19 protein-coding genes are annotated in these 18,363 nt (G+C 62.0%); 12 read left to right on the plus strand and 7 right to left on the minus strand.

Annotated features, from left to right (window positions below):
- Nucleotides 1-644: phosphoglycerate kinase (gene pgk / locus ACIQ39_RS06695; protein ID WP_396433835.1), on the plus strand; the 644-nt coding region annotated here is incomplete at its 5' end.
- Nucleotides 645-918: 274 nt separating this feature from the next.
- Here the strand turns inward: pgk and ACIQ39_RS06700 are convergent.
- Nucleotides 919-2,034, minus strand: a complete 1,116-nt coding sequence (locus ACIQ39_RS06700) for a fatty acid desaturase (RefSeq protein ID WP_396433836.1) — start codon at nt 2,032-2,034, stop codon at nt 919-921.
- Between the two features lie 237 nt (nt 2,035-2,271).
- On the opposite strand from ACIQ39_RS06700, the gene pyk reads away from it, so the two are divergent.
- The 3 genes from pyk (at nt 2,272) to ACIQ39_RS06715 (ending at nt 5,969) form a co-directional block, all read left to right on the plus strand.
- Nucleotides 2,272-3,705, plus strand: a complete 1,434-nt coding sequence (gene pyk / locus ACIQ39_RS06705; protein WP_396433837.1) for a pyruvate kinase — start codon at nt 2,272-2,274, stop codon at nt 3,703-3,705.
- 195 nt (nt 3,706-3,900) lie between these two features.
- Entirely contained in the window at nt 3,901-4,965 is a 1,065-nt protein-coding gene (fba, locus tag ACIQ39_RS06710; RefSeq protein WP_396433838.1) for a class II fructose-bisphosphate aldolase, read from the plus strand.
- 83 nt (nt 4,966-5,048) lie between these two features.
- Nucleotides 5,049-5,969, plus strand: a complete 921-nt coding sequence (locus ACIQ39_RS06715) for a phosphoribosylaminoimidazolesuccinocarboxamide synthase (RefSeq protein ID WP_396433839.1) — start codon at nt 5,049-5,051, stop codon at nt 5,967-5,969.
- A gap of 88 nt (nt 5,970-6,057) precedes the next feature.
- On the opposite strand, the gene ACIQ39_RS06720 is transcribed toward ACIQ39_RS06715, so the two are convergent.
- Nucleotides 6,058-6,423: a hypothetical protein gene (locus tag ACIQ39_RS06720; RefSeq protein WP_396433840.1), complete on the minus strand. Its 366-nt coding sequence runs from the start codon at nt 6,421-6,423 to the stop codon at nt 6,058-6,060.
- 148 nt (nt 6,424-6,571) lie between these two features.
- Between ACIQ39_RS06720 and ACIQ39_RS06725 the strand changes: the two genes are divergently transcribed.
- Nucleotides 6,572-7,093 (plus strand): DUF962 domain-containing protein, encoded by a 522-nt coding sequence (locus ACIQ39_RS06725; protein WP_396433841.1) that lies wholly within the window; start codon nt 6,572-6,574, stop codon nt 7,091-7,093.
- 86 nt (nt 7,094-7,179) lie between these two features.
- On the opposite strand, the gene trxA is transcribed toward ACIQ39_RS06725, so the two are convergent.
- Nucleotides 7,180-8,133 (minus strand): thioredoxin, encoded by a 954-nt coding sequence (trxA, locus tag ACIQ39_RS06730; protein WP_396433842.1) that lies wholly within the window; start codon nt 8,131-8,133, stop codon nt 7,180-7,182.
- Nucleotides 8,134-8,214: 81 nt separating this feature from the next.
- On the opposite strand from trxA, the gene purE reads away from it, so the two are divergent.
- The 3 genes from purE to ACIQ39_RS06745 are packed head-to-tail and all read left to right on the plus strand — an operon-like array spanning nt 8,215 to nt 10,924.
- A complete protein-coding gene (gene purE, locus ACIQ39_RS06735) occupies nt 8,215-8,724 on the plus strand; it encodes a 5-(carboxyamino)imidazole ribonucleotide mutase (protein ID WP_396433843.1) in 510 nt (169 codons plus the stop codon).
- Nucleotides 8,721-9,911, plus strand: a complete 1,191-nt coding sequence (locus tag ACIQ39_RS06740; RefSeq protein WP_396433844.1) for a 5-(carboxyamino)imidazole ribonucleotide synthase — start codon at nt 8,721-8,723, stop codon at nt 9,909-9,911. Before purE ends, ACIQ39_RS06740 begins: the two co-directional genes overlap by 4 nt.
- An 8-nt stretch (nt 9,912-9,919) precedes the next feature.
- Nucleotides 9,920-10,924, plus strand: coding sequence for an L-threonylcarbamoyladenylate synthase (locus tag ACIQ39_RS06745; RefSeq protein ID WP_396433845.1), 1,005 nt, complete (start codon nt 9,920-9,922; stop codon nt 10,922-10,924).
- A 57-nt stretch (nt 10,925-10,981) separates the two neighbouring features.
- Here the strand turns inward: ACIQ39_RS06745 and ACIQ39_RS06750 are convergent, their stop codons facing one another.
- From ACIQ39_RS06750 to dacB, 4 genes are all read right to left on the minus strand, one after another.
- Entirely contained in the window at nt 10,982-11,647 is a 666-nt protein-coding gene (locus ACIQ39_RS06750) for an OmpW family protein (protein WP_396433846.1), read from the minus strand.
- A 21-nt stretch (nt 11,648-11,668) separates the two neighbouring features.
- Complete coding sequence (locus tag ACIQ39_RS06755) at nt 11,669-12,814, minus strand: SGNH/GDSL hydrolase family protein (protein ID WP_396433847.1); 1,146 nt, start codon at nt 12,812-12,814, stop codon at nt 11,669-11,671.
- Between the two features lie 106 nt (nt 12,815-12,920).
- On the minus strand, nt 12,921-13,175 hold the full coding sequence (locus tag ACIQ39_RS06760; protein ID WP_396433848.1) for a SemiSWEET transporter: 255 nt from the start codon (nt 13,173-13,175) through the stop codon (nt 12,921-12,923).
- Between the two features lie 35 nt (nt 13,176-13,210).
- Entirely contained in the window at nt 13,211-14,818 is a 1,608-nt protein-coding gene (gene dacB, locus ACIQ39_RS06765) for a D-alanyl-D-alanine carboxypeptidase/D-alanyl-D-alanine-endopeptidase (RefSeq protein WP_396433849.1), read from the minus strand.
- Nucleotides 14,819-14,884: 66 nt separating this feature from the next.
- Between dacB and ACIQ39_RS06770 the strand changes: the two genes are divergently transcribed.
- From ACIQ39_RS06770 to ACIQ39_RS06785, 4 genes are read left to right on the plus strand one after another with little or no spacing between them, the layout of a single operon-like run.
- The gene (locus ACIQ39_RS06770) at nt 14,885-15,898 is read left to right on the plus strand and encodes a DMT family transporter (protein WP_396433850.1); all 1,014 of its coding nucleotides are present in this window, start codon (nt 14,885-14,887) and stop codon (nt 15,896-15,898) included.
- Nucleotides 15,895-16,734, plus strand: coding sequence for a tRNA (adenosine(37)-N6)-threonylcarbamoyltransferase complex dimerization subunit type 1 TsaB (tsaB, locus tag ACIQ39_RS06775; protein WP_396433851.1), 840 nt, complete (start codon nt 15,895-15,897; stop codon nt 16,732-16,734). Before ACIQ39_RS06770 ends, tsaB begins: the two co-directional genes overlap by 4 nt.
- A gap of 8 nt (nt 16,735-16,742) precedes the next feature.
- Nucleotides 16,743-17,228, plus strand: a complete 486-nt coding sequence (rimI, locus tag ACIQ39_RS06780) for a ribosomal protein S18-alanine N-acetyltransferase (protein WP_396433852.1) — start codon at nt 16,743-16,745, stop codon at nt 17,226-17,228.
- A 7-nt stretch (nt 17,229-17,235) separates the two neighbouring features.
- Nucleotides 17,236-18,222, plus strand: a complete 987-nt coding sequence (locus ACIQ39_RS06785; RefSeq protein WP_396433853.1) for a uracil-DNA glycosylase — start codon at nt 17,236-17,238, stop codon at nt 18,220-18,222.
- The last annotated feature ends 141 nt before the right edge of the window (nt 18,223-18,363 follow it).

Here is an 18,363-nt window from a genome sequence, read left to right on the forward strand (position 1 = left end):
TGGCCATCGTGGCGGGCTCCAAGGTGAGCACCAAGCTGACCATTTTGAAGAGCCTGTCGCACAAGGTGGACCAGCTGATCGTGGGCGGCGGCATCGCCAACACCTTCATGCTGGCCGCGGGCCTGAAGATTGGCAAAAGCCTGGCCGAAGCCGACTTGGTGGGTGAGGCCCAAGCCGTGATCGAGGCCATGAAAGCCAGGGGCGAGAAACTGGGCGACGCCAGCATCGCGGTACCGATTCCGACCGACGTGGTGACCGCCAAGACTTTTTCAGCCGACGCGGTGGCCACCGTGAAAAAGGCCAGTGAGGTGGCCGATGACGACTTGATCCTGGACATCGGCCCCGAGACGGCGGCCAAGCTGGCCGCCCAGCTCAAGCAGGCGGGCAGCATTGTGTGGAACGGCCCAGTGGGCGTGTTCGAGTTTGCGGCCTTTGAGAACGGCACCCGGGTGATTGCCCAGGCAATTGCCGAGTCCAGCGCCTTCAGCATCGCGGGCGGCGGTGACACGCTGGCGGCGATTGCCAAATACGGCATCGAAAAGCAGGTGGGCTACATCTCGACGGGCGGGGGTGCCTTCCTCGAAATTTTGGAGGGCAAGACCTTGCCCGCCATCGAAATTTTGACGACGCGCGCAGCGGCTTGAGGGGCGGTCAACCAAGGGCATGGGTCCCGGCTCAGGGCCCGGGACAAGTGTGGCTTGGGATGCCAAGGGACGGCAGGGATGCCAAGGGACGGCAGGGATGCCAAGAGACGGGGGGGCTGAAGCGCTACGCTTTGGGCGTGGCATCGTCACGCCAGAGCCCTTGTCACCCCGGGCGCAGACCCGGGGGCCATTTGCAAAGCCCCAATAAGCTGGTTCTTGCGTTCCATCAAAAAACCCCGCGAAGCGGGGTTTTTTGTGGGGCGCAAGGCCTGGGTCAGGCCTGTGCAGCGCTGGGCAAGTTGGCGCGCACCGGGCTGGTCATGTTGCCTTTGAAGTCGGTCCAGCATTCGCGGCTGAAGTCGTACATCTTGCAGTTCTTGGCGGTTTCAAAGTACCACTTCCACGAGAAGGCCTGCACGATGATGCGGCCGGGCAGCATTTCTTCGAGCTTGGCCTGCGCTTGCTTTAAGCGGTACAGCGGGATGCTCATGTCCACATGGTGGGCGGTGTGCTCCATGATGTGGTGCATCATGCCGTCGATGTTGAAGGGGAAAGTCAGGTGCACCGTGGTCGAGACAAAGGGCGCGGCCTGGGTCCAGGCGGCTTTGTTGTCGTGCCAAGACACCTTGACGTGGGTGTGGTGCACGTAGACCACGAAACCGATCATGGTGTTCCAAAAGAAGAACGGCACCACAAAGCCCAGCAGCAGGGACAGCAGCACAGACTGGCCGGTGACCACGGCGGCGGCGGCCACGGTGGCGATCCACAAGCCCGCAAACACGCTGACCAGCAGGCTGTCTTTGAAAAAGATCGGGCGGCGGGTGGGCATGTGGGTTTTGTTGGGGAAAAACTCGCGCTTCCACCAAATCTCGATCATGTAATACAGGCCCGGTGCCCAGCCGCTGCGGTAGGCCCGCTCCAGCAGCTTTTGCAGGGGGCTCAGGGCATCAAACTCGGCGGCGGTCAAAGGGGTCCAGACAAAGTCCACACCCTTGAGGTTGGTGTAACCGTGGTGCACCACGTTGTGGCCGGTATCCCACAGGCTGTAGGGCGTGAGCGAGGGCAAAAACGCGATGCGGCCCAGCACTTTGTTCAGTTCGCGGTGCGGTGTCAGGCTTTGGTGGCAGGCGTCGTGGCCAATGATGAACAAACGGCCAATGACAAAACCCGCAGCCAAGGCGCACAGCACCTTGAGCCAAACAGACTCCAAGGACAAGGTGCCGGTGATCAAGCTGAAAAACAAGGCGTAGTCCAACACCAGCAGCGCGAAGGCCCTGACGGTGCTGCGGCCAGACAAGGGCGCGAGCCATTCGCGCAAGGTTTTGCGGTGCGGCAGGGCTTGGTCCAGTCCAATGGGTTGGTCGGTGTTCGGTGTGTGCAATGCGGTCATGGCGCTTGTAGATCCAATAAACTTGGGGCCGAGTTTAGTCGCCCTGAGCCTTGGACGGGCTGACAAGCGTCAAAACAAGGGCATCGTGGCAGGGAAATCGCGGCGAGCGCGCGGGCCGGGCGGGCAGCCTGGGCCTCGCACTGACCGGGTTTTCCCACGCGGTGAAAGGGTAGAAAGAAACCGATGGGTCACCGATTCCGTGTGAAAATTGAAACTAAATTACATGGAGATTTGCCAATGCCCCGTCGCGCCACCAAGATCGTTGCCACTTTAGGCCCCGCTTCCAGCGATCCCGCACTGCTAGAGGCCATGATCCGGGCCGGCGTGAACGTGGTCCGGCTGAATTTCAGCCACGGCAAGGCACAAGACCATGTGGACCGTGCCCGCTTGGTGCGCGAAGCCTCGCAACGCGCAGGCCGCGAGGTGGCCATCATGGCCGACCTGCAGGGCCCCAAAATCCGCGTGGGCAAGTTTGCCGAGGGCAAAGTCATGTTGGAGCCAGGCGCGCCCTTTGTGCTGGACGCTTCGCGCACCGAGCTGGGAGACCTGCAGGGCGTGGGCCTGGACTACAAAGAGTTGCCGCGCGACGTGAAGGCGGGCGATGTGCTGCTGCTGAACGACGGTTTGATCGTGCTGACTGTCAACGCCGTCAAGGGCGAGCAGGTGCACACCACCGTCAAGCTGGGCGGCGAGTTGTCCAACAACAAGGGCATCAACAAGCAAGGCGGCGGCCTTACCGCCCCCGCGCTGACGGCCAAGGACATGGACGACATCAAAACCGCCATGAGCCTGCGCGCCGACTACGTGGCGGTGAGCTTCCCCAAAAACGCCACCGACATGGAAATGGCCCGCCAGCTGTGCAACGTGGCCGGGGCCGAATACGGCCACAAGCCAGGCCTGATTGCCAAGATCGAACGCGCCGAAGCCATTCCGCACCTCGAAGCCATCTTGAAAGCCAGCGACGGCATCATGGTGGCTCGGGGCGATTTGGCCGTCGAGGTGGGCAATGCCGCCGTGCCCGCCCTGCAAAAACGCATGATCAAGCTGGCCAAGCTACACGACAAACTCGCCATCACCGCCACCCAAATGATGGAAAGCATGATCACCAACCCGGTGCCCACCCGTGCCGAGGTGTCTGACGTGGCCAACGCCGTGCTGGACGGCACCGACGCCGTGATGCTCAGCGCCGAAACCGCAGCGGGCAAGTACCCGCTGGAGACGGTGGAAGAAATGGCCAAGATTTGCGAGGCCGCCGAAAACGCCGAAGACCCGGCTTTGGATGCCGACTTCAAAGGCCAGATGTTCAGCCGCATCGACCAATCGATTGCCATGGGCGCGCTGTTCACCGCCCACCATTTGGGGGCCAAAGCCATTGTGGCCATGACCGAATCGGGCTCGACCGCCTTGTGGATGAGCCGCCACCGGGTGCACATCCCGATCTACGCCCTGACCACCAAACTCACCTCGCAACGCAAGATGGCGCTGTACCGCAACGTGCGCCCCTTGTTGATGGACACCAGCGCCGACCGCGACACGGCCTTGGCCGAGGCCGAAACCCACTTGAAAAAACGCGGCATTGTGGGCTCGGGCGATGTTTACGCCATCACCTGCGGCGAGCCCATGGGCTCGCCTGGCGGCACCAACATGCTGAAAATCTGCAAAGTCGACTGACAAGCCAGGAGTCGCTTGGCGAGCACCCTTGGGGCTTTGGCATGGGGTGTTCTGATCCTGCCCTTTCCTTTTTCGGGCAAGGCCACGGGCGGGCAGATGCAGGTCCGGGTCAGGCCAGACCCTATAAAATCGCGCCCAGTTACAAGCCGGTGAGCAACCGGCGCAGCTGAATTTTCAACTCAGGGACACACCACCATGGCACTCGTTTCTATGCGCGAGCTGCTGGACCACGCCGCCGTCAACGGCTACGGCATTCCAGCCTTCAACGTCAACAACCTCGAGCAAGTCCAGGCCGTCATGACGGCCGCCGACGAGGTCGGGGCCCCGGTCATCTTGCAAGCCAGCGCGGGCGCACGCAAATACGCGGGCGAGCCCTTCATCAAACACTTGATTCAAGCCGCCACCGAGCAGTGGCCGCACATCCCGCTGGTCATGCACCAAGACCACGGCCAAAGCCCGGCAATTTGCCAAGGCGCGATCGAGCTGGGTTTCTCCTCGGTGATGATGGACGGCTCACTCATGGAAGACGGCAAGACCCCGGCCGACTTTGCCTACAACGTCGACGTGACCCGCCGCGTGGTCGACATGGCCCACCGCATGGGCGTGTCGGTCGAAGGCGAATTGGGCTGCCTGGGCAACCTGGAAACCGGCGAAGCCGGTGAGGAAGACGGCATCGGCGCCGAAGGCAAGCTCGACCACAGCCAAATGCTGACCGACCCCGAAGAGGCCGCGCAGTTCGTCCAGGCCACCGGTCTGGACGCCTTGGCCATTGCCATTGGCACCAGCCACGGCGCCTACAAGTTCAGCCGCCAACCCACGGGCGACATTTTGGCGATTTACCGGGTCAAAGAGATCCACGCCCGCATCCCCAACACCCACCTGGTGATGCACGGCTCGTCCAGCGTGCCGCAAGATTTGCTGGCCATGATCAACCAGTACGGCGGCAAGATGAAGCAGACCTACGGCGTGCCGGTGGCAGAAATCCAGGAAGCCATCAAATTCGGCGTGCGCAAGATCAACATCGACACCGACATCCGCCTGGCCATGACCGCTGCGGTGCGCAAGTTTTTGTTTGAAAACCCCGACAAATTCGACGCCCGCGAATGGCTCAAACCCGCCCGCGAAGCGGCCAAGCAAATTTGCAAACAGCGCTATTTGGAGTTTGGCTGCGAAGGCCAAGCGCCCAAGATCAAGGGCGACAATTTGCAGGTGGTGGCTGCCCGTTATGCCCGCGGTGAATTGGCCCAAGTGGTGAACTGAGCCTGCGATAATCCACATGAATGGCCCGTTGTCAGTTCAACGGGCCTTTTTTCTTTTGTCGCTGTAGCCCTAACTGTTTTGCCATGACCTCTGCCCTGCACACCTCGGCCCTGACTTCTTTGCCTTTGCTGGCGCGTGGCAAGGTGCGCGACAACTACGCGGTGGGCGACGACCGCATCTTGATGGTGGCGTCTGACCGCATCAGCGCGTTTGACGTGATCATGGGTGAGCCGATTCCGGGCAAAGGCGTGCTGCTCACGCAAATGGCGCTGTTTTGGTTCGACCAGCTCGGCCCCAAGGGCCTGAACATTTGCCCGATCCACCTGACGGGCGACGCCCCCGAGAGCGTGGTGAGCGCAAGCGAAGCGGCCCAGGTCACGGGCCGATCCATGTTGGTCAAGCGCCTGAAACCGATTCCTGTGGAGGCGGTGGTGCGTGGCTATCTGGCCGGCAGCGGCTGGAAGGAATACCAAGAAAACCAAGCTGTTTGTGGTGTCAAGTTGCCCGCCGGTCTGAAAAACGCCAGCCGCCTGCCCGAACCCATTTACACCCCTGCGGCCAAAGCGGCGGTGGGTGAGCACGACGAGAACATCAGCTTCGAGCAAACCGTGGCCATGATCGGGGTCGATCTGGCCGGCCGCATCCGCGACATCAGCCTGCAGCTGTACGTCGCGGCGCGTGACATCGCGGCGGCCAAAGGCATCCTCATTGCCGACACCAAGTTCGAGTTTGGCCTGGATGCCGATGGCACGCTGGTGCTGATGGACGAGGTGCTGACGCCCGACTCATCGCGTTACTGGCCCACAGACTTGTATGAACAGAGTTACCGGGAGGGCAGCAACCCGCCCAGTTACGACAAGCAGTTTCTGCGCGATTGGCTGGAAACCGCGCAAATCAATGGCAAGCCCTGGGACAAAACCCCGCCTGCACCGCGCTTGCCGCGAGAGGTGATCGAAAAGACTGCCGCCAAGTACGAAGAGGCCATGAAAAGGCTGATGGCCTGACCCATGAAAAAAGCGCTGCCATGCAGCGCTTGTGGGGCAGAGGGTAGATGACAGAGGGCAGTGGGGCAGTGGGGCCGGCAGAGATTGTTCAGGCGGTGACGCTGAGCACGGTCATGGCATCCATGACCAAGCTGGTGCAGGCCACCAGCATGCTGGCGCTGGCCAAAGATCGGCCATGGGGGTGCATGGCGGCGAGGCCAAAGACCATCAAGCACGCCAGTTCGAGAGTGCCGCGCATGCCCAAATAAAGCCCGCTGCCCAGCAGGTGGGTGGCTTGTGGGCTTGTGAGTACCGCGTACAAGAAAACGCCCTTCACCAGCCAAAGCGCTGCGCCAAAATGCAAAAACTTGCGTGGGCATCGCCAGACCGCAGTGGGGCGTTGGGCTTGAACGGGCGCTGCACCGAGCAAGCATTGCAGCTCTTCCGGTGTGAGCAAGGGTTGGGTGCGCATCATGTTGAAATTGAATCTTAAAGTGGTGTTTTAATTTTAAAGTTGATCCACTGTTCAGTGCTTGTTTTGGTAATTTTTATCAGTTAAAAATGGTAATTTTCTGTAAACTGGGTATTCTTTTTTTCAGCTTGACGCAGCCTCTGGGAGAGTGATGAGTCTTTTTCGACCCGCCAGCCAATTGATGGTGCAGTACGCGCAGTACCACCGCAGTCGCCGCAACATCGCCACGCATTGCGTGGGCATTCCTTTGATCGTTTTGTCCATCGGTGTTTTGTTACAGGGCCCAACATGGCTCTGGGCCGGACTGCCTGTCACGCTGGCGTGGGCCCTTTGGGGACTGACGAGTCTTTGGTACCTCAGCCGGGGTCATGCCCTCTTGGGACTGAGCACCGTCTTGGTCAATGGCGCCTTGATCGGTTTGGCGCACGCATTGCCCGAGTGGGTTGGTGGCTGGGGCTGGCCGGTTTGGCAGCTGGGCTTGGCAGTCTTTGCGCTGGGCTGGTTTCTACAATTTGTGGGCCATTATTTTGAAGGCCGCAAACCCGCCTTTGTGGACGACCTCTCGGGCCTGTTGGTCGGCCCCATGTTTGTGGTGGGCGAGGTTTTGATGCGCATGGGGCTGTTGCAGCGCATGCGTATGGACATTGAACGCCAGGCGGGTGTGACCCGCTGAATCGCAGGGATTGAGACGCTCAAAAGGCCTTGACCGCTTGCCGCATTGCAAACAGTCAAGGCCTTTTTTTACCCTTCGACCAGCGCTCAGTTGAGCATCATGCTCAGCTTGCGCCGGTAGGCTGAGATCATGGCCAGGTGCGGGTCTTCTTGCATGGCGGCTTTGCCCATCAGTTCGATGCCGCCAGCCGATTTGCCGGTGGCCACTTGCGTTTTTGGCTTGGGCGGGGTCATGAGTTCGAGCAGGGCCACAAAGGTTTTGCGGGGGGCTTCGTCGTCCCACTTTTTGTCGCGCATGATGATTTCCAGCAGCTCGTCCAAGGCCGCCTCCCATTGACCGATGGCGATGAGCAAGCGGCTTTTGGCAAAGCGGGTTTCAAAGTCGCGCTTGTTTTGAGCGATCAAGGCATCAAACTGCTCCAGCTCCCAAGCACCACGCGGGTCGGTGGTCACAAATTCCAGGGCCTTGAGCCACTGGGTTTGCGCCTCAAAGCGCAGTGGCACCGGGATGCGGGCCATGGCCGGGGCCAACAAGGCCGAGGCTTGGGCCAACTCGCCTTGGCCGATCAAGAGCTTGACCAGGTCAAAACGCGCATCGTCGTTGCCGGGGTCGGTGGCCAAGGCTTGTTCCAGGGCTGTGCGGGCGCTGTGCTCGTCACCTGCCGCCAAAAGACCTTGGGCATCCTGGAGGGCGGCTTGGGCTTGCAGTTCGCCCGCGGCGGGCAGGTGCTTGTCCAAAAATTGCTTGACTTGGCCTTCGGGCAAAGCACCCATGAAGCCGTCGACCGGTTGGCCATTCATGAGCAAGATGCAGGTCGGTATGCTTTTGATGCCAAAGGCCTGGGCCAGTTGTTGCTCTGCATCGGAATTGATCTTGACCAGTTTGAAACGGCCTTCATAGGCGAGCTCGACTTTTTCGAGCACGGGGCCCAGCGATTTACAAGGGCCGCACCAAGGGGCCCAAAAGTCCACCAGCACGGGCGTGGTCATGGAGGCTTCGATGACCTCGGTTTCAAAGTTTTGTATCGTGACGTCCATCATGGCGGGCAGTGTTCCGGGTTGTGTTTCGGCTCCGTGTGAAGCGAAACCTTAAAATTCGAGATTGATCACGAAAAGCACCCAATGACTCAAGCGCTCATCGGCGTCGTCATGGGTTCCAGCTCCGACTGGGACACCATGCAGCACGCAGTCCAGATTCTCCAACAGTTTGGCGTTGCTCACGACGCCCGCGTGGTTTCGGCCCACAGAATGCCGGACGATATGTTTGCTTACGCACAGAGCGCGGCCGAGCGGGGCTTGCAGGCCATCATCGCGGGCGCAGGCGGCGCGGCCCACCTGCCGGGCATGATCGCGGCCAAAACCGTGGTGCCGGTGCTGGGCGTGCCGGTGCAGACCAAAGCCCTGTCGGGCGTGGATTCGCTGCACAGCATTGTGCAAATGCCCAAGGGCGTGCCGGTGGCCACTTTTGCCATTGGCGCAGCCGGTGCAGCCAACGCGGCCCTGTTTGCCGTGGCCATGTTGGCCAACCACGACCCGGCCTTGCGCGCCAAGCTTGAGGCTTTCCGCGCCGAGCAAACCGCCATGGCCCGCGCCATGACGCTGCCACCTCTTGCAAGCTCGGGTGCCGCATGAGCCGCGCCATTTTGCCGGGCGCCATGGTCAATGGCCAGATGGCCACTTTGGGCGTGATGGGCGGCGGCCAGTTGGGCCGCATGTTCGTGCACGCGGCGCAGGCCATGGGTTACTTCACGGCGGTGCTCGACCCCGATGCCGCCAGCCCCGCCGGGCAGGTGAGTCACCACCACATCCAGACCGATTATTTGGACGAGCAGGGCTTGGCGCAGCTGATGCAGCGCTGCGCCGCCATCACCACCGAGTTTGAAAACGTGCCCGCACCGGCGCTGGTGACGCTGGGCGCGCACCGCCCGGTGGCCCCGGCGTCCGAGTCGGTGGCGATTGCGCAAGACCGCGCCGCCGAAAAAGCCCACTTTGTGCGCTGCGGTGTGCCGGTGGCCCCGCACGCGGTGATCGAGAACCCCGCACAGCTGGCCTCGGTGGGCGAGGATTTGCTGCCCGGTATTTTGAAGACCAACCGCATGGGCTACGACGGCAAGGGCCAGATCCGCGTCAAAACCCGCGAAGAACTGGCAGCCGCGTGGGCCCAGTTGAAGGGCGTGCCCTGCGTGCTCGAAAAAATGCTGCCGCTGCAGGCCGAGTGCTCGGTCATCGTGGCGCGCGGGGCCGATGGGCAGGTGGTGAATTTTCCGGTGCAATCGAATCTGCACCGAGACGGCATTTTGGCCGTGACCAGTGTGTACGACGGCGCAGTGCCTTCCGATGTGGCCGCGCAAGCCGTGGCCGCCACCCGCGCGATTGCCGAAGGCCTTCACTACGTGGGCGTGCTGTGTGTGGAATTTTTCATACTCGAAGGCGGCCAGCTGGTGGTGAATGAAATGGCCCCGCGCCCGCACAACAGCGGCCACTACACCATGAACGCCTGCGACCAGTCACAGTTTGAACTGCAAGTGCGCACGCTGGCGGGCTTGCCGCTCACCCAGCCGCGCCAGCATTCGAGCGCCATCATGCTCAACCTGCTGGGTGATCTGTGGCCTGAAGTCACGCCCACCGGCAAGGGCCCGACCAGCCCCGCCTGGGGCCAGGTGCTGCCGCTGCCGGGCACCCATTTGCACCTGTACGGCAAGCTGACAGCCCGCCCGGGGCGCAAGATGGGGCACCTGAACATCACCGGCGCCACGCCCGAGGCCGTGCGCGCCACCGCTTTGCAAGCGGCAGCGCTGCTGGGCATCGAAGCGTTTTAAAGACCACCATGATCTTGAGTGCCGACGAGGCAAGCGTGGCCCAGGCGGCGCAGGTGCTGCGTGATGGCCAGCTGCTCGGCCTGCCCACCGAGACGGTGTACGGCCTGGCGGCCAACGCGACCGACGACGCGGCAGTGGCGAAAATTTTCATCGCCAAAGGCCGTCCTGCCGACCACCCGCTGATCGTGCATCTGGCCAGTGTGGCGCAGGTGCCGCTGTTTGCCGCGCAAGTGCCCGACTTTGCGCAAAAGCTCATGGCTGCGTTTTGGCCTGGCCCGCTCACTTTGATCTTGCCGCGCTTGCGCGGTGTGGCGGCGGCATCGGCCGGGGGGCAGGATTCCATTGGTCTGCGCTGCCCCTCGCACCCAGTGGCCCAGGCCTTGCTGCAGGCGTGTTTGCCGCTGGGCGTGCTGGGTGTCTCGGCCCCCAGCGCCAACCGCTTTGGCCGCGTCAGCCCAACCACGGCCGCGCATGTGCAGTCTGAGCTGGGTCCTGATTTGTTGGTTTTGGACGGCGGCGACTGCGAGGTCGGCATCGAGTCCACCATCATCGACTGCACGCGGGGCGAGCCGGTGCTGCTGCGCCCGGGGCAGATCACGCGGGCGCAGATTGAGGCTGCGTGTGGCCTTGCGGTTCGGGGCAAAGACGCCCCACAGGAGGTCAACGGGCAAACCGCGCCGCGCGCCTCGGGCACGCTCGAATCCCATTACGCGCCCCGCGCCAAGCTGCACCTGATGTCGGCGCAAGACATCAGCGCCAAACTGCAGGCCTTGGGGCCGCATGCCAACAACCTGGGGCTGTGGTCAAGCGAACGACCTTCACCCCAAGTGGGCGTGGGTGCTGGGGTGCTGTGGCGACAGCAAGCTGCAACAGCCGAAAAAGCAGCACACGATTTGTTCAGCGTGCTGCGCGATTTGGACGCCCGAGGTGTGACGCAAATCTGGGTCCAGCTGCCCCCCGACACGCCCGAGTGGGAAGGCGTGCGGGACAGACTGCAGCGGGCAGCGGCTTGATGGCAGCTTGTAAAACGCCCGAAGCTGTGGGCGTTTTCACAATAGAAGCGCTGACGATCAAAAGCGCATACCGACACCTAATGAGGTGATGCCTGGATTCAGTGTTGTCCGGATGCTTTGACCCGTGGACAGCGTGGTGGTGGTTTTCAGGAAAGTCTTGGCATAAGACAAGTCCACAAACCAGCGGTCGTCGATGCGGATGAACATGCCCAAGCCCAGGCTGGGTGCAAATTTCGAGTCCACTTTCAGACCCGTGCTGCCACCCACCGGGTTGATGGGGTTGAGTCCATTGAGGGCCGCGCTGCCTTTGGCATCATGGAAATAGACATAGCTCAGGCCCAACACGCCATACGGCCGGAATTTTGCATTGGCTTCACCCAAGCGGTACTGACCAAACACGGTGATAGGCAAGGCCGTGACGGTGCCTATTTGGCCCGTGTTGGAGATCGCGCCTGTGCCATAGAGCTTGTGCTGAAAGCCCAAGCCCAGCGGGACGGCCACGGACCAATGGTCGTTGTAAACATAGGTCAGTTGCGCCGTAACTTGAGTGTCGCTGCCGACTCCCACGGTGGTGCCTGAGGGTGATGGCGCGCTCAAATTGCCGCTGGTGACGCTGGGGGATATTTGGGTGATGCCGCCTTGGATCAACCAAGACCCCGGTGTTTGCGCCACTGCACAAGAGACGCAGCCCACCAGACCGAGAGCCATAAGGTGTTTTTTCATGTGTAACTCCTAGGTGGAATGTCAGAGCCAGCCAGCGCGTGCTAATGCCCGCGCTACAGAGGCGGCCAAAAGGCTGTGGCCAAAAGGGGTGGGGTGGAAGCCGTCAGAAAAGGCATAGGTTTTCCACCAACCGGGGGTTTTGCCAGGAAGGGCATCCAACTCGGTGCTGAAACAAGGAAATTTGCCGAGACCAGCAGGCTTGTCGACTGAGCAAACGGGTGTGGTGGCATTGGCCAGGCCGTAATCGGCGGGTTTGCTCACCTCGTCTTGGAAGTCGGTGTAAAAATCGACCAGGGCGATGCGTGAATCATTGGCGATATTGGTTTTGAGTTGCGTGTTGAAGGTGGTGACCCAAGTGCGCACCAAGGCCTGCACGCCACTGGCCGTGGCTGGGGGCATGGTGCTCAGCGTGGCTTGCAAGAGCGGGGTGATGGTGATGTCCGGCATGTTCAAAATCGCGACGTGGGTGGCTTTTTTATCCAGAACTTTGGTTTTTACATCGTTGAACAATGTGTTTGCCAATGCGGTCATGTAGGCGTTGCCTGCAGCCGCACCGGATGGGTCTGCCCCCAAAAGTTGCCCTGTCTGTTCATCCGTCAACTGCTGCCTCAGTAAAGTTTGAAGTTCCGTGATCTTGCCACCCGCGTTGCTTGGGTCTGCGCCCGCTTGCAGGACGGCCGTTGTCAGATCGGCCGCATCGTTGCCACCGGCCACGATGAGCACCAGATCATTCGCGTTGTAATCTCCTGCAAGCGCGCGTGTGGCCATTTGGGTGCCAACGGTTAAGGGGTTCAGTGCGCCACCGTCTGCGTCTTTGACCCTCACCCGACCACCGCCGATGGCATAGTTGGTGCAGCCCGCAGTTGGATTGGGTGCGAACGTGGTGCCTGTGAACGTATAAAAATGACATTGAGCACCACCGTTCAAACCAAAATAGTTGGCGATGAGTTGAGTCCAAATGAGCGAATTGCTCGGTTTTACGGGGTCTTGCACGGTGAACTTGACGCCCCCAAAGGTCCCGACATCCGCCAAGCTGTCGCCCATCACATAGACCTTGCTGATGTTGGCTTTCGGCGGCAAGCTGTCGTTGCCACCGCAGGCGGCGATGCCCACAGCCACCAAACTGGTCAGCAAGGCATACCAACCCCATCTTAGAAATTTTTCCATGTCATGTCTCCTTTTTGGAAAAGAACGGTCGTTCCATTTCAATATTATGACTGGATTTCCTTTTAATTCACGGGGTCAATACCAGTAAAAGGGTAATTGCTGTGAATTACCGGTAGCGCAGCTTCATCACCAAAATCATCAGCGCCAGGCTGGTGGTGATGGCGTTGGCGATGATGATGGGCCAGGCCATCAGCAAGATGCCGTACACCAGCCACAGGGCGACGCCCACGGTGAACAGGCTGTACATGCCCAGCGAGATGCCGCTCACGTCGCGGGTGCGAAAAGTTTGCCAAGCCTGCGGAATGAAGCTGGTCGTGGTGAGACAAGCGGCCACGGTGCCCACCCAGTCGATCCAATTCATGGTCGAAGTCCTTCTGAGAGATCTGCTTTGAGGTATCAGCGCGTTGCGCCACGCTGTGCGGCCTTGCGCTCAGCGCTGGCGCGCTGGCGGCGGCTGGCCGTGGTCGAAGCCAGGTCGCGCACCGTCCATTCCAGCAACTGGTCGAGCGCCGCCCGCGCTTGGTGGGCGTTGGGGTGGTGCAGCACCGCCACCAAGGTGTAACGTTGGCCGCTTTGGCCCTGCACATAACCGGCCACCGAGGCCACATCGCGCAGCGAGCCGGTTTTCAGCCAAGCGTTGCCGATCACAGGCGATTGGGGTAGGCGCTCTTTCAGGCGGGCGGCCGTGCCGTCCACGCCTGCCACCGCCAACGAGTCGATGAAGGCTTGGGCATGTGGCCCCGCGTGGGCCGCCTGCAGCAAGGCGGTCAAGGCTTGCGCCGTGCTGCGCTCGCTGCGCGACAGGCCAGAACCGTTGTCCAGCAGCGGTTCGCTTTGAGCCGCAAAGCCATGCCGCCACCACTGCGACAGGCGCAGGCGTGAGGCCTCAAAGCGCCCGGGTGCTCCCAGTTCGCTCGACAGCGACAGGAACAACTGCTGGGCCATCACGTTGTTGGAGAATTTGTTGATGTCCTTGATCACTTCTGACATCGGCAAAGAGGGGGCGTCCACCAGCAAACGGGCCTGGGCTGGGCGTGCGCCGTAGCGCACCTGTCCGCTCAGTTGCCCGCCCGCGCCAGCCCACAGGGCTTGCAACACGCGCGGGGCGTACTGGGCAGGGTCTGGGAAGGCCACGGGCCATTCCCGCTCGCCGCAACTGGCGGGGTAGCCCCCGGCAAACCGAACCTGCAGCGGCTGGCTGAAGTCGGCCTGCAATTGGCGTCGCCAGTCGGTGCAAGGGCTTGAGGTCAAAGGCAACTTGCTGGTGACCGACAGGCCCGCCAACGGGGGCTCAAAGCGCACCTGCACCAGGCCGTTGGCCGGGTCGGGGGTGAAGGTGTAAATGACGGCTTTGAAGTTGAGCAGCAAACCATCGGGTCCCACGTTGTAGGGCCTGAGGGGCTCGTCGTCAAAGGCTTCGCTGCGCTCGCGCACATCAAACACGCTGCGGTCCAGCACGATGTCGCCTCGCACCTCTCGTACACCTGCGGCTTGCACTTGTTGGAGCAAGTCCTGCAGACGCTCGACCACCAATTTGGGGTCGCCGCTGCCGCGCACGATCAAGTTGCCGTGCAGCACGCCGTCGCGCACGGTGCCATCGGTGTAGATGCGGTTGCGCCAAGTGTGGTCTGGTCCGAGCAGGCTCAGGCCTGCGTAGGTGGTGAACAGCTTCATGACCGATGCCGGGTTGACGCTGCTTTGGGCATGGTGGGACAAACGCGGTGCCGCCGCTTGTGGGGCTTTGGCGTTGGCGGGCACGGGCGCGATCAAGACACTCAAAGCCGATGGCGGCACCTGCGCTTGGCGCAAGATTTTCAAAATGCCGGGCGGCAAATTGCTTGGGCTTGCACGCGGCGTTGGGGTGGTGCTCCCTTGTGTTGCACTGCGCGCTGTGGCGGTTGTGCCAAGCGCGGCCTGGGATGCGCCCAAAGCAGCTGCCAGCAAGGCCCCAAGGCCCCATGGCTTGAGCCTTGTCCAAGGGTGAGGGGGACGGGTCAAAATCATCGGGCGAGTCTAACCCGCCCCACCCGTGGACCGGGCTGTCGCCCTCGGGGCACTATGATTCGGGCCATGCGATTTTCTTCAAAAACCGTGGGCCTGGTTTCAGCGGTCATCACGGTGCTCATCTGGACCGGTTTCATTGTCATTGCGCGTGCGTCTGCATCGCGGGGTTTGCTGCCCTTGGACATTGCGCTGGCCCGCATCTTGGGTGCCAGCGCGATTTTGCTGCCGTGGGCTTGGTGGCTCATGCGCCCGGCCCGGCAGGACGGTCAGAAGGTGGGCTCGCTTTGGGGCTTGTCCCCCTTGCCTTTGCGCGAGACGGTGCAAGCGGGTTTTTTTGGCGGCCTGCTTTATGCGGTGTTGGCCTACACCGGTTTCTTTTATGCCCCCGCTTCGCACGCTTCGGTGTTGCTGCCTGGCAGCTTGCCTTTGTGGACCACCTTGTTGGCGTGGTTGTTTTTGCGTGAAAAAGTGGCGGTCAGCCGCGCCCTGGGTTTGGGCCTGATTGTGTTGGGCGATGTGTTGGTGGGTGGCGCGAGTTTGCTCATGGCTTTTGACGGCGGTGAGGTCTGGAAAGGCGATGTGTTGTTCATGCTGGCAGCCTGTTGCTGGGCCGCTTACAGCGTGACGGTGCGCCGCCATGGCTTGGACGCGGTGCGCGCCACCATGGCCATCACGGCGTTTGCGTTGGTTTGTTTTGTCCCGCTGTATTTGGTCTTGATCAGCACCGGGGTGCTGCCGACCCATTTGGCTCGTGTGCCGTTTTCAGAGATTGGGTTTCAGGCGATGTTTCAGGGCGTGGGCTCGGTCGTCATCTCGGGCATCACTTTCACGCACATGGTGCGTCACTACGGGCCGGTGCGCTCGACCATGATCACCGCCTTGGTGCCAGGCCTGTCGGCGTTGGCGGCTGTGTGGTTTTTGGGTGAGCCTATGCACTGGCATTTGTTGGCAGGGCTGGCGCTGGTGACCAGTGGCATTTTGTTTGGCGTGCAACAAGCGAAAAAAACTGTGGCCGAGACACCGGTGCTGCCTCCAGTTTTGGCAGAGCCTGTGCCCGCCAAAGGGGCAGGCATCCCATGACCGCCGCGCCCACGCAGCGCTGGCTGGCCTTTGACACCAGCACCGACGTGCTGTCTTTGGCGGTGGCACGCGCTGACCAGGTCTGGACGCAAACCTTGCCCGGTGGCGCGCAAGCCTCAAGCGGCTTGATTCCTGCTGTGCTGGCTTTGCTGGCCGAGGCCGACATGCCGCTGACCTCGCTGGACGCCATTGTGTTTGGCCGGGGTCCGGGCTCTTTCACCGGCTTGCGCACGGCCTGCGCTGTGGCGCAAGGCCTGGCTTTTGGCGCGGACTTGCGCGTTTTGCCCGTGGACACTTTGCTGGCCGTGGCCGAAGAAGCGCGTTGGGCGCAGGTGCAAGCCGGTGCTTTGGCGGCAGATGCCGAGCTGACCGTGTTGGCGCTGCTGGACGCCCGCATGGACGAGGTCTACAGCGCCGCTTACCGCTGGACGCCAGACGGTGGCGCTGGGCACTGGCATGCCGCCGCGCCTTTGCAGGTCAGTGCGCCCGAAAACATCCCCAGCGGCGCGTCCTTGGGCTTGGCGCCGGGCAGCGCCTTGTTGCTGGCGGGCAACGCGTTTGCCGCTTATGCAGAGCGCTTGCAGCCAGGGCACCTGAACCCAAGCCTGAACCCAGGCCTGATCACGTCCCACTGCCAAGCCCTGCCCACCGCCGCCGCTTTGCTGCGCTTGGCCCCGGCTTTGTGGGCGCAGGGTTTGGCGGTGCCTGCCGACCAAGCCATGCCGCTGTATGTGCGCGACAAAGTGGCCTACACCAGTGCCGAGCGCCAAGCCATGAAAGCGCCCACTTTGCCCGTGCCCAGCTCGGCAAAGGCGCAAGCACGACCGAGCTCATGAAGGCCAAGATGTCTGCAAACCCCGACCCCACACCAGGGGCTGAGCGCGATCGCGTGAGCTGGGCCCCCATGACCCCGGACGATCTGGATGAGGTGATGGCGATCGAGCAAACCGCCCACAGCCACCCTTGGACGCGCGGCAACTTTCAGGACTCGCTCAACCCTTTGTTTGTGGCCCAGTGCCTGCGGCTGGACGGTGAACTGCTGGGCTTCTTTTTAGCCATGCACGGTGTGCAAGAAATGCACTTGCTCAACATCACCGTGGCCCCTGCACGGCAAGGCCAAGGCTGGGGCCGCATGATGTTGGAGGCGTTGTCGCTGTTGTCACGCCATGCTGGTGCGCAGTGGCTTTGGCTGGAAGTGCGCCAAAGCAATTGGCGCGCGTTGCAGGTGTATAAGCGTTGTGGTTTTCAGCAAATCAGCATCCGCAAAGATTACTATCCTGCAGGCCGCTTGCAGCGCGAGCATGCGGTGGTCATGAGTTTGAAACCGTGAGCCCCCCATGAGTGAACCCAGCTTGTTTGACCTGAACGAACGCCAACGCGCGATGTTGGCCGAAATGGGCGTGCGCGTTTGGTGGCCCCAGCGTCACCAGGCCGCGCCACCCGTTGGGGCGATGGCGGTGCCCACCGTGCCCACTGTGCCCACCGTGCCCACCGTGCCCACTTCGCCAGCAGTGCTATCCCCGGCCCCCCATCAGCCCTCGGGCACAGTCCACCCACCAGCTGCACCCTTTGCGGCCCATGCCCAAACCAATGCCAGAGCCAAAGTGCAGGCCCATGCCCAGGCCCATGCCCAGGCCCATGCCCAGGCCCATGCCCAGGCCAATGACCAAGCCAATGCCAAGGCCCATGTTCAGCCGCTCGCCACCGCCTTCAAGCCATTGCCCAGCGGCTTGGCTGACATGGCCTGGCCCGAGCTGCAACAGGCCGTGCAAGAGTGTCAGTCGTGTGGCTTGTGTGCGGGGCGCAAAACCCCGATGCCGAGCACCGGCCAAGGTCCAGCCCCTTGGATGGTGGTGTGTGATTTGCCCACCGAGACCGACGACCAACAGGGCCAGCTTTTCACCGGACCAGAAGGCGTGCTGCTGGACAACATGCTCAAGGCTGTGGGTGTGCGCCGCCAAGGTCTGTCCACAGCTGTCAGCGGGGCTAAGGTTCAGCCCGAGGCTTTGCTGACCAGTGCTGTCAAATGTCGCCCCCCCCAAGGGCGCAACCCCGAGGCGACCGAATTGGCCGTGTGCGCCGCTTACCTGTCGCGCCAAGTCGCGTTGGCCCAGCCAAAGGTGATTTTGGCCATGGGCCGTTTCGCCATCCAAAGCCTGCTGGGCAGCACCGAGCCCACGGGCAAGCTGCGGGGCCGACTGCACGCATACAAGGGCGTGCCCGTGGTCGTGACTTACCCCCCGACGAGCTTGCTCCGCTCAGCACCCGACAAGGCCAAGGCCTGGGCCGATTTGGTGTTGGCCTTGTCGGTTGCCAAAAACTGATCGCCTCGCATCCTGCCGCCGCGAGGCTGGGCGCAAAACGATAGGGCCGGTCGGCCTTGCCCAAGGCAGTGCAGCCTTGGGGTGCAGTGAGCGGGTCTTGACTGCGCTGCCCTCGGGCTGCAAGTGATCTGAGGGCATGCT

The organism is Limnohabitans sp., assembly GCF_044361645.1.
Taxonomy (GTDB): Bacteria; Pseudomonadota; Gammaproteobacteria; order Burkholderiales; family Burkholderiaceae_C; genus Limnohabitans_A.

Bases quoted from the DNA above. Each gene is read 5' to 3' on its own strand.
- ACIQ39_RS06700 (WP_396433836.1), bottom strand. From the start codon at position 2,034: ATGACCGCATTGCACACACCGAACACCGACCAACCCATTGGACTGGAC.
- pyk (WP_396433837.1), top strand. From the start codon at position 2,272: ATGCCCCGTCGCGCCACCAAGATCGTTGCCACTTTAGGCCCCGCTTCC.
- fba (WP_396433838.1), top strand. From the start codon at position 3,901: ATGGCACTCGTTTCTATGCGCGAGCTGCTGGACCACGCCGCCGTCAAC.
- ACIQ39_RS06715 (WP_396433839.1), top strand. From the start codon at position 5,049: ATGACCTCTGCCCTGCACACCTCGGCCCTGACTTCTTTGCCTTTGCTG.
- ACIQ39_RS06720 (WP_396433840.1), bottom strand. From the start codon at position 6,423: ATGATGCGCACCCAACCCTTGCTCACACCGGAAGAGCTGCAATGCTTG.
- ACIQ39_RS06725 (WP_396433841.1), top strand. From the start codon at position 6,572: ATGAGTCTTTTTCGACCCGCCAGCCAATTGATGGTGCAGTACGCGCAG.
- trxA (WP_396433842.1), bottom strand. From the start codon at position 8,133: ATGATGGACGTCACGATACAAAACTTTGAAACCGAGGTCATCGAAGCC.
- purE (WP_396433843.1), top strand. From the start codon at position 8,215: ATGACTCAAGCGCTCATCGGCGTCGTCATGGGTTCCAGCTCCGACTGG.
- ACIQ39_RS06740 (WP_396433844.1), top strand. From the start codon at position 8,721: ATGAGCCGCGCCATTTTGCCGGGCGCCATGGTCAATGGCCAGATGGCC.
- ACIQ39_RS06745 (WP_396433845.1), top strand. From the start codon at position 9,920: ATGATCTTGAGTGCCGACGAGGCAAGCGTGGCCCAGGCGGCGCAGGTG.
- ACIQ39_RS06750 (WP_396433846.1), bottom strand. From the start codon at position 11,647: ATGAAAAAACACCTTATGGCTCTCGGTCTGGTGGGCTGCGTCTCTTGT.
- ACIQ39_RS06755 (WP_396433847.1), bottom strand. From the start codon at position 12,814: ATGGAAAAATTTCTAAGATGGGGTTGGTATGCCTTGCTGACCAGTTTG.
- ACIQ39_RS06760 (WP_396433848.1), bottom strand. From the start codon at position 13,175: ATGAATTGGATCGACTGGGTGGGCACCGTGGCCGCTTGTCTCACCACG.
- dacB (WP_396433849.1), bottom strand. From the start codon at position 14,818: ATGATTTTGACCCGTCCCCCTCACCCTTGGACAAGGCTCAAGCCATGG.
- ACIQ39_RS06770 (WP_396433850.1), top strand. From the start codon at position 14,885: ATGCGATTTTCTTCAAAAACCGTGGGCCTGGTTTCAGCGGTCATCACG.
- tsaB (WP_396433851.1), top strand. From the start codon at position 15,895: ATGACCGCCGCGCCCACGCAGCGCTGGCTGGCCTTTGACACCAGCACC.
- rimI (WP_396433852.1), top strand. From the start codon at position 16,743: ATGTCTGCAAACCCCGACCCCACACCAGGGGCTGAGCGCGATCGCGTG.
- ACIQ39_RS06785 (WP_396433853.1), top strand. From the start codon at position 17,236: ATGAGTGAACCCAGCTTGTTTGACCTGAACGAACGCCAACGCGCGATG.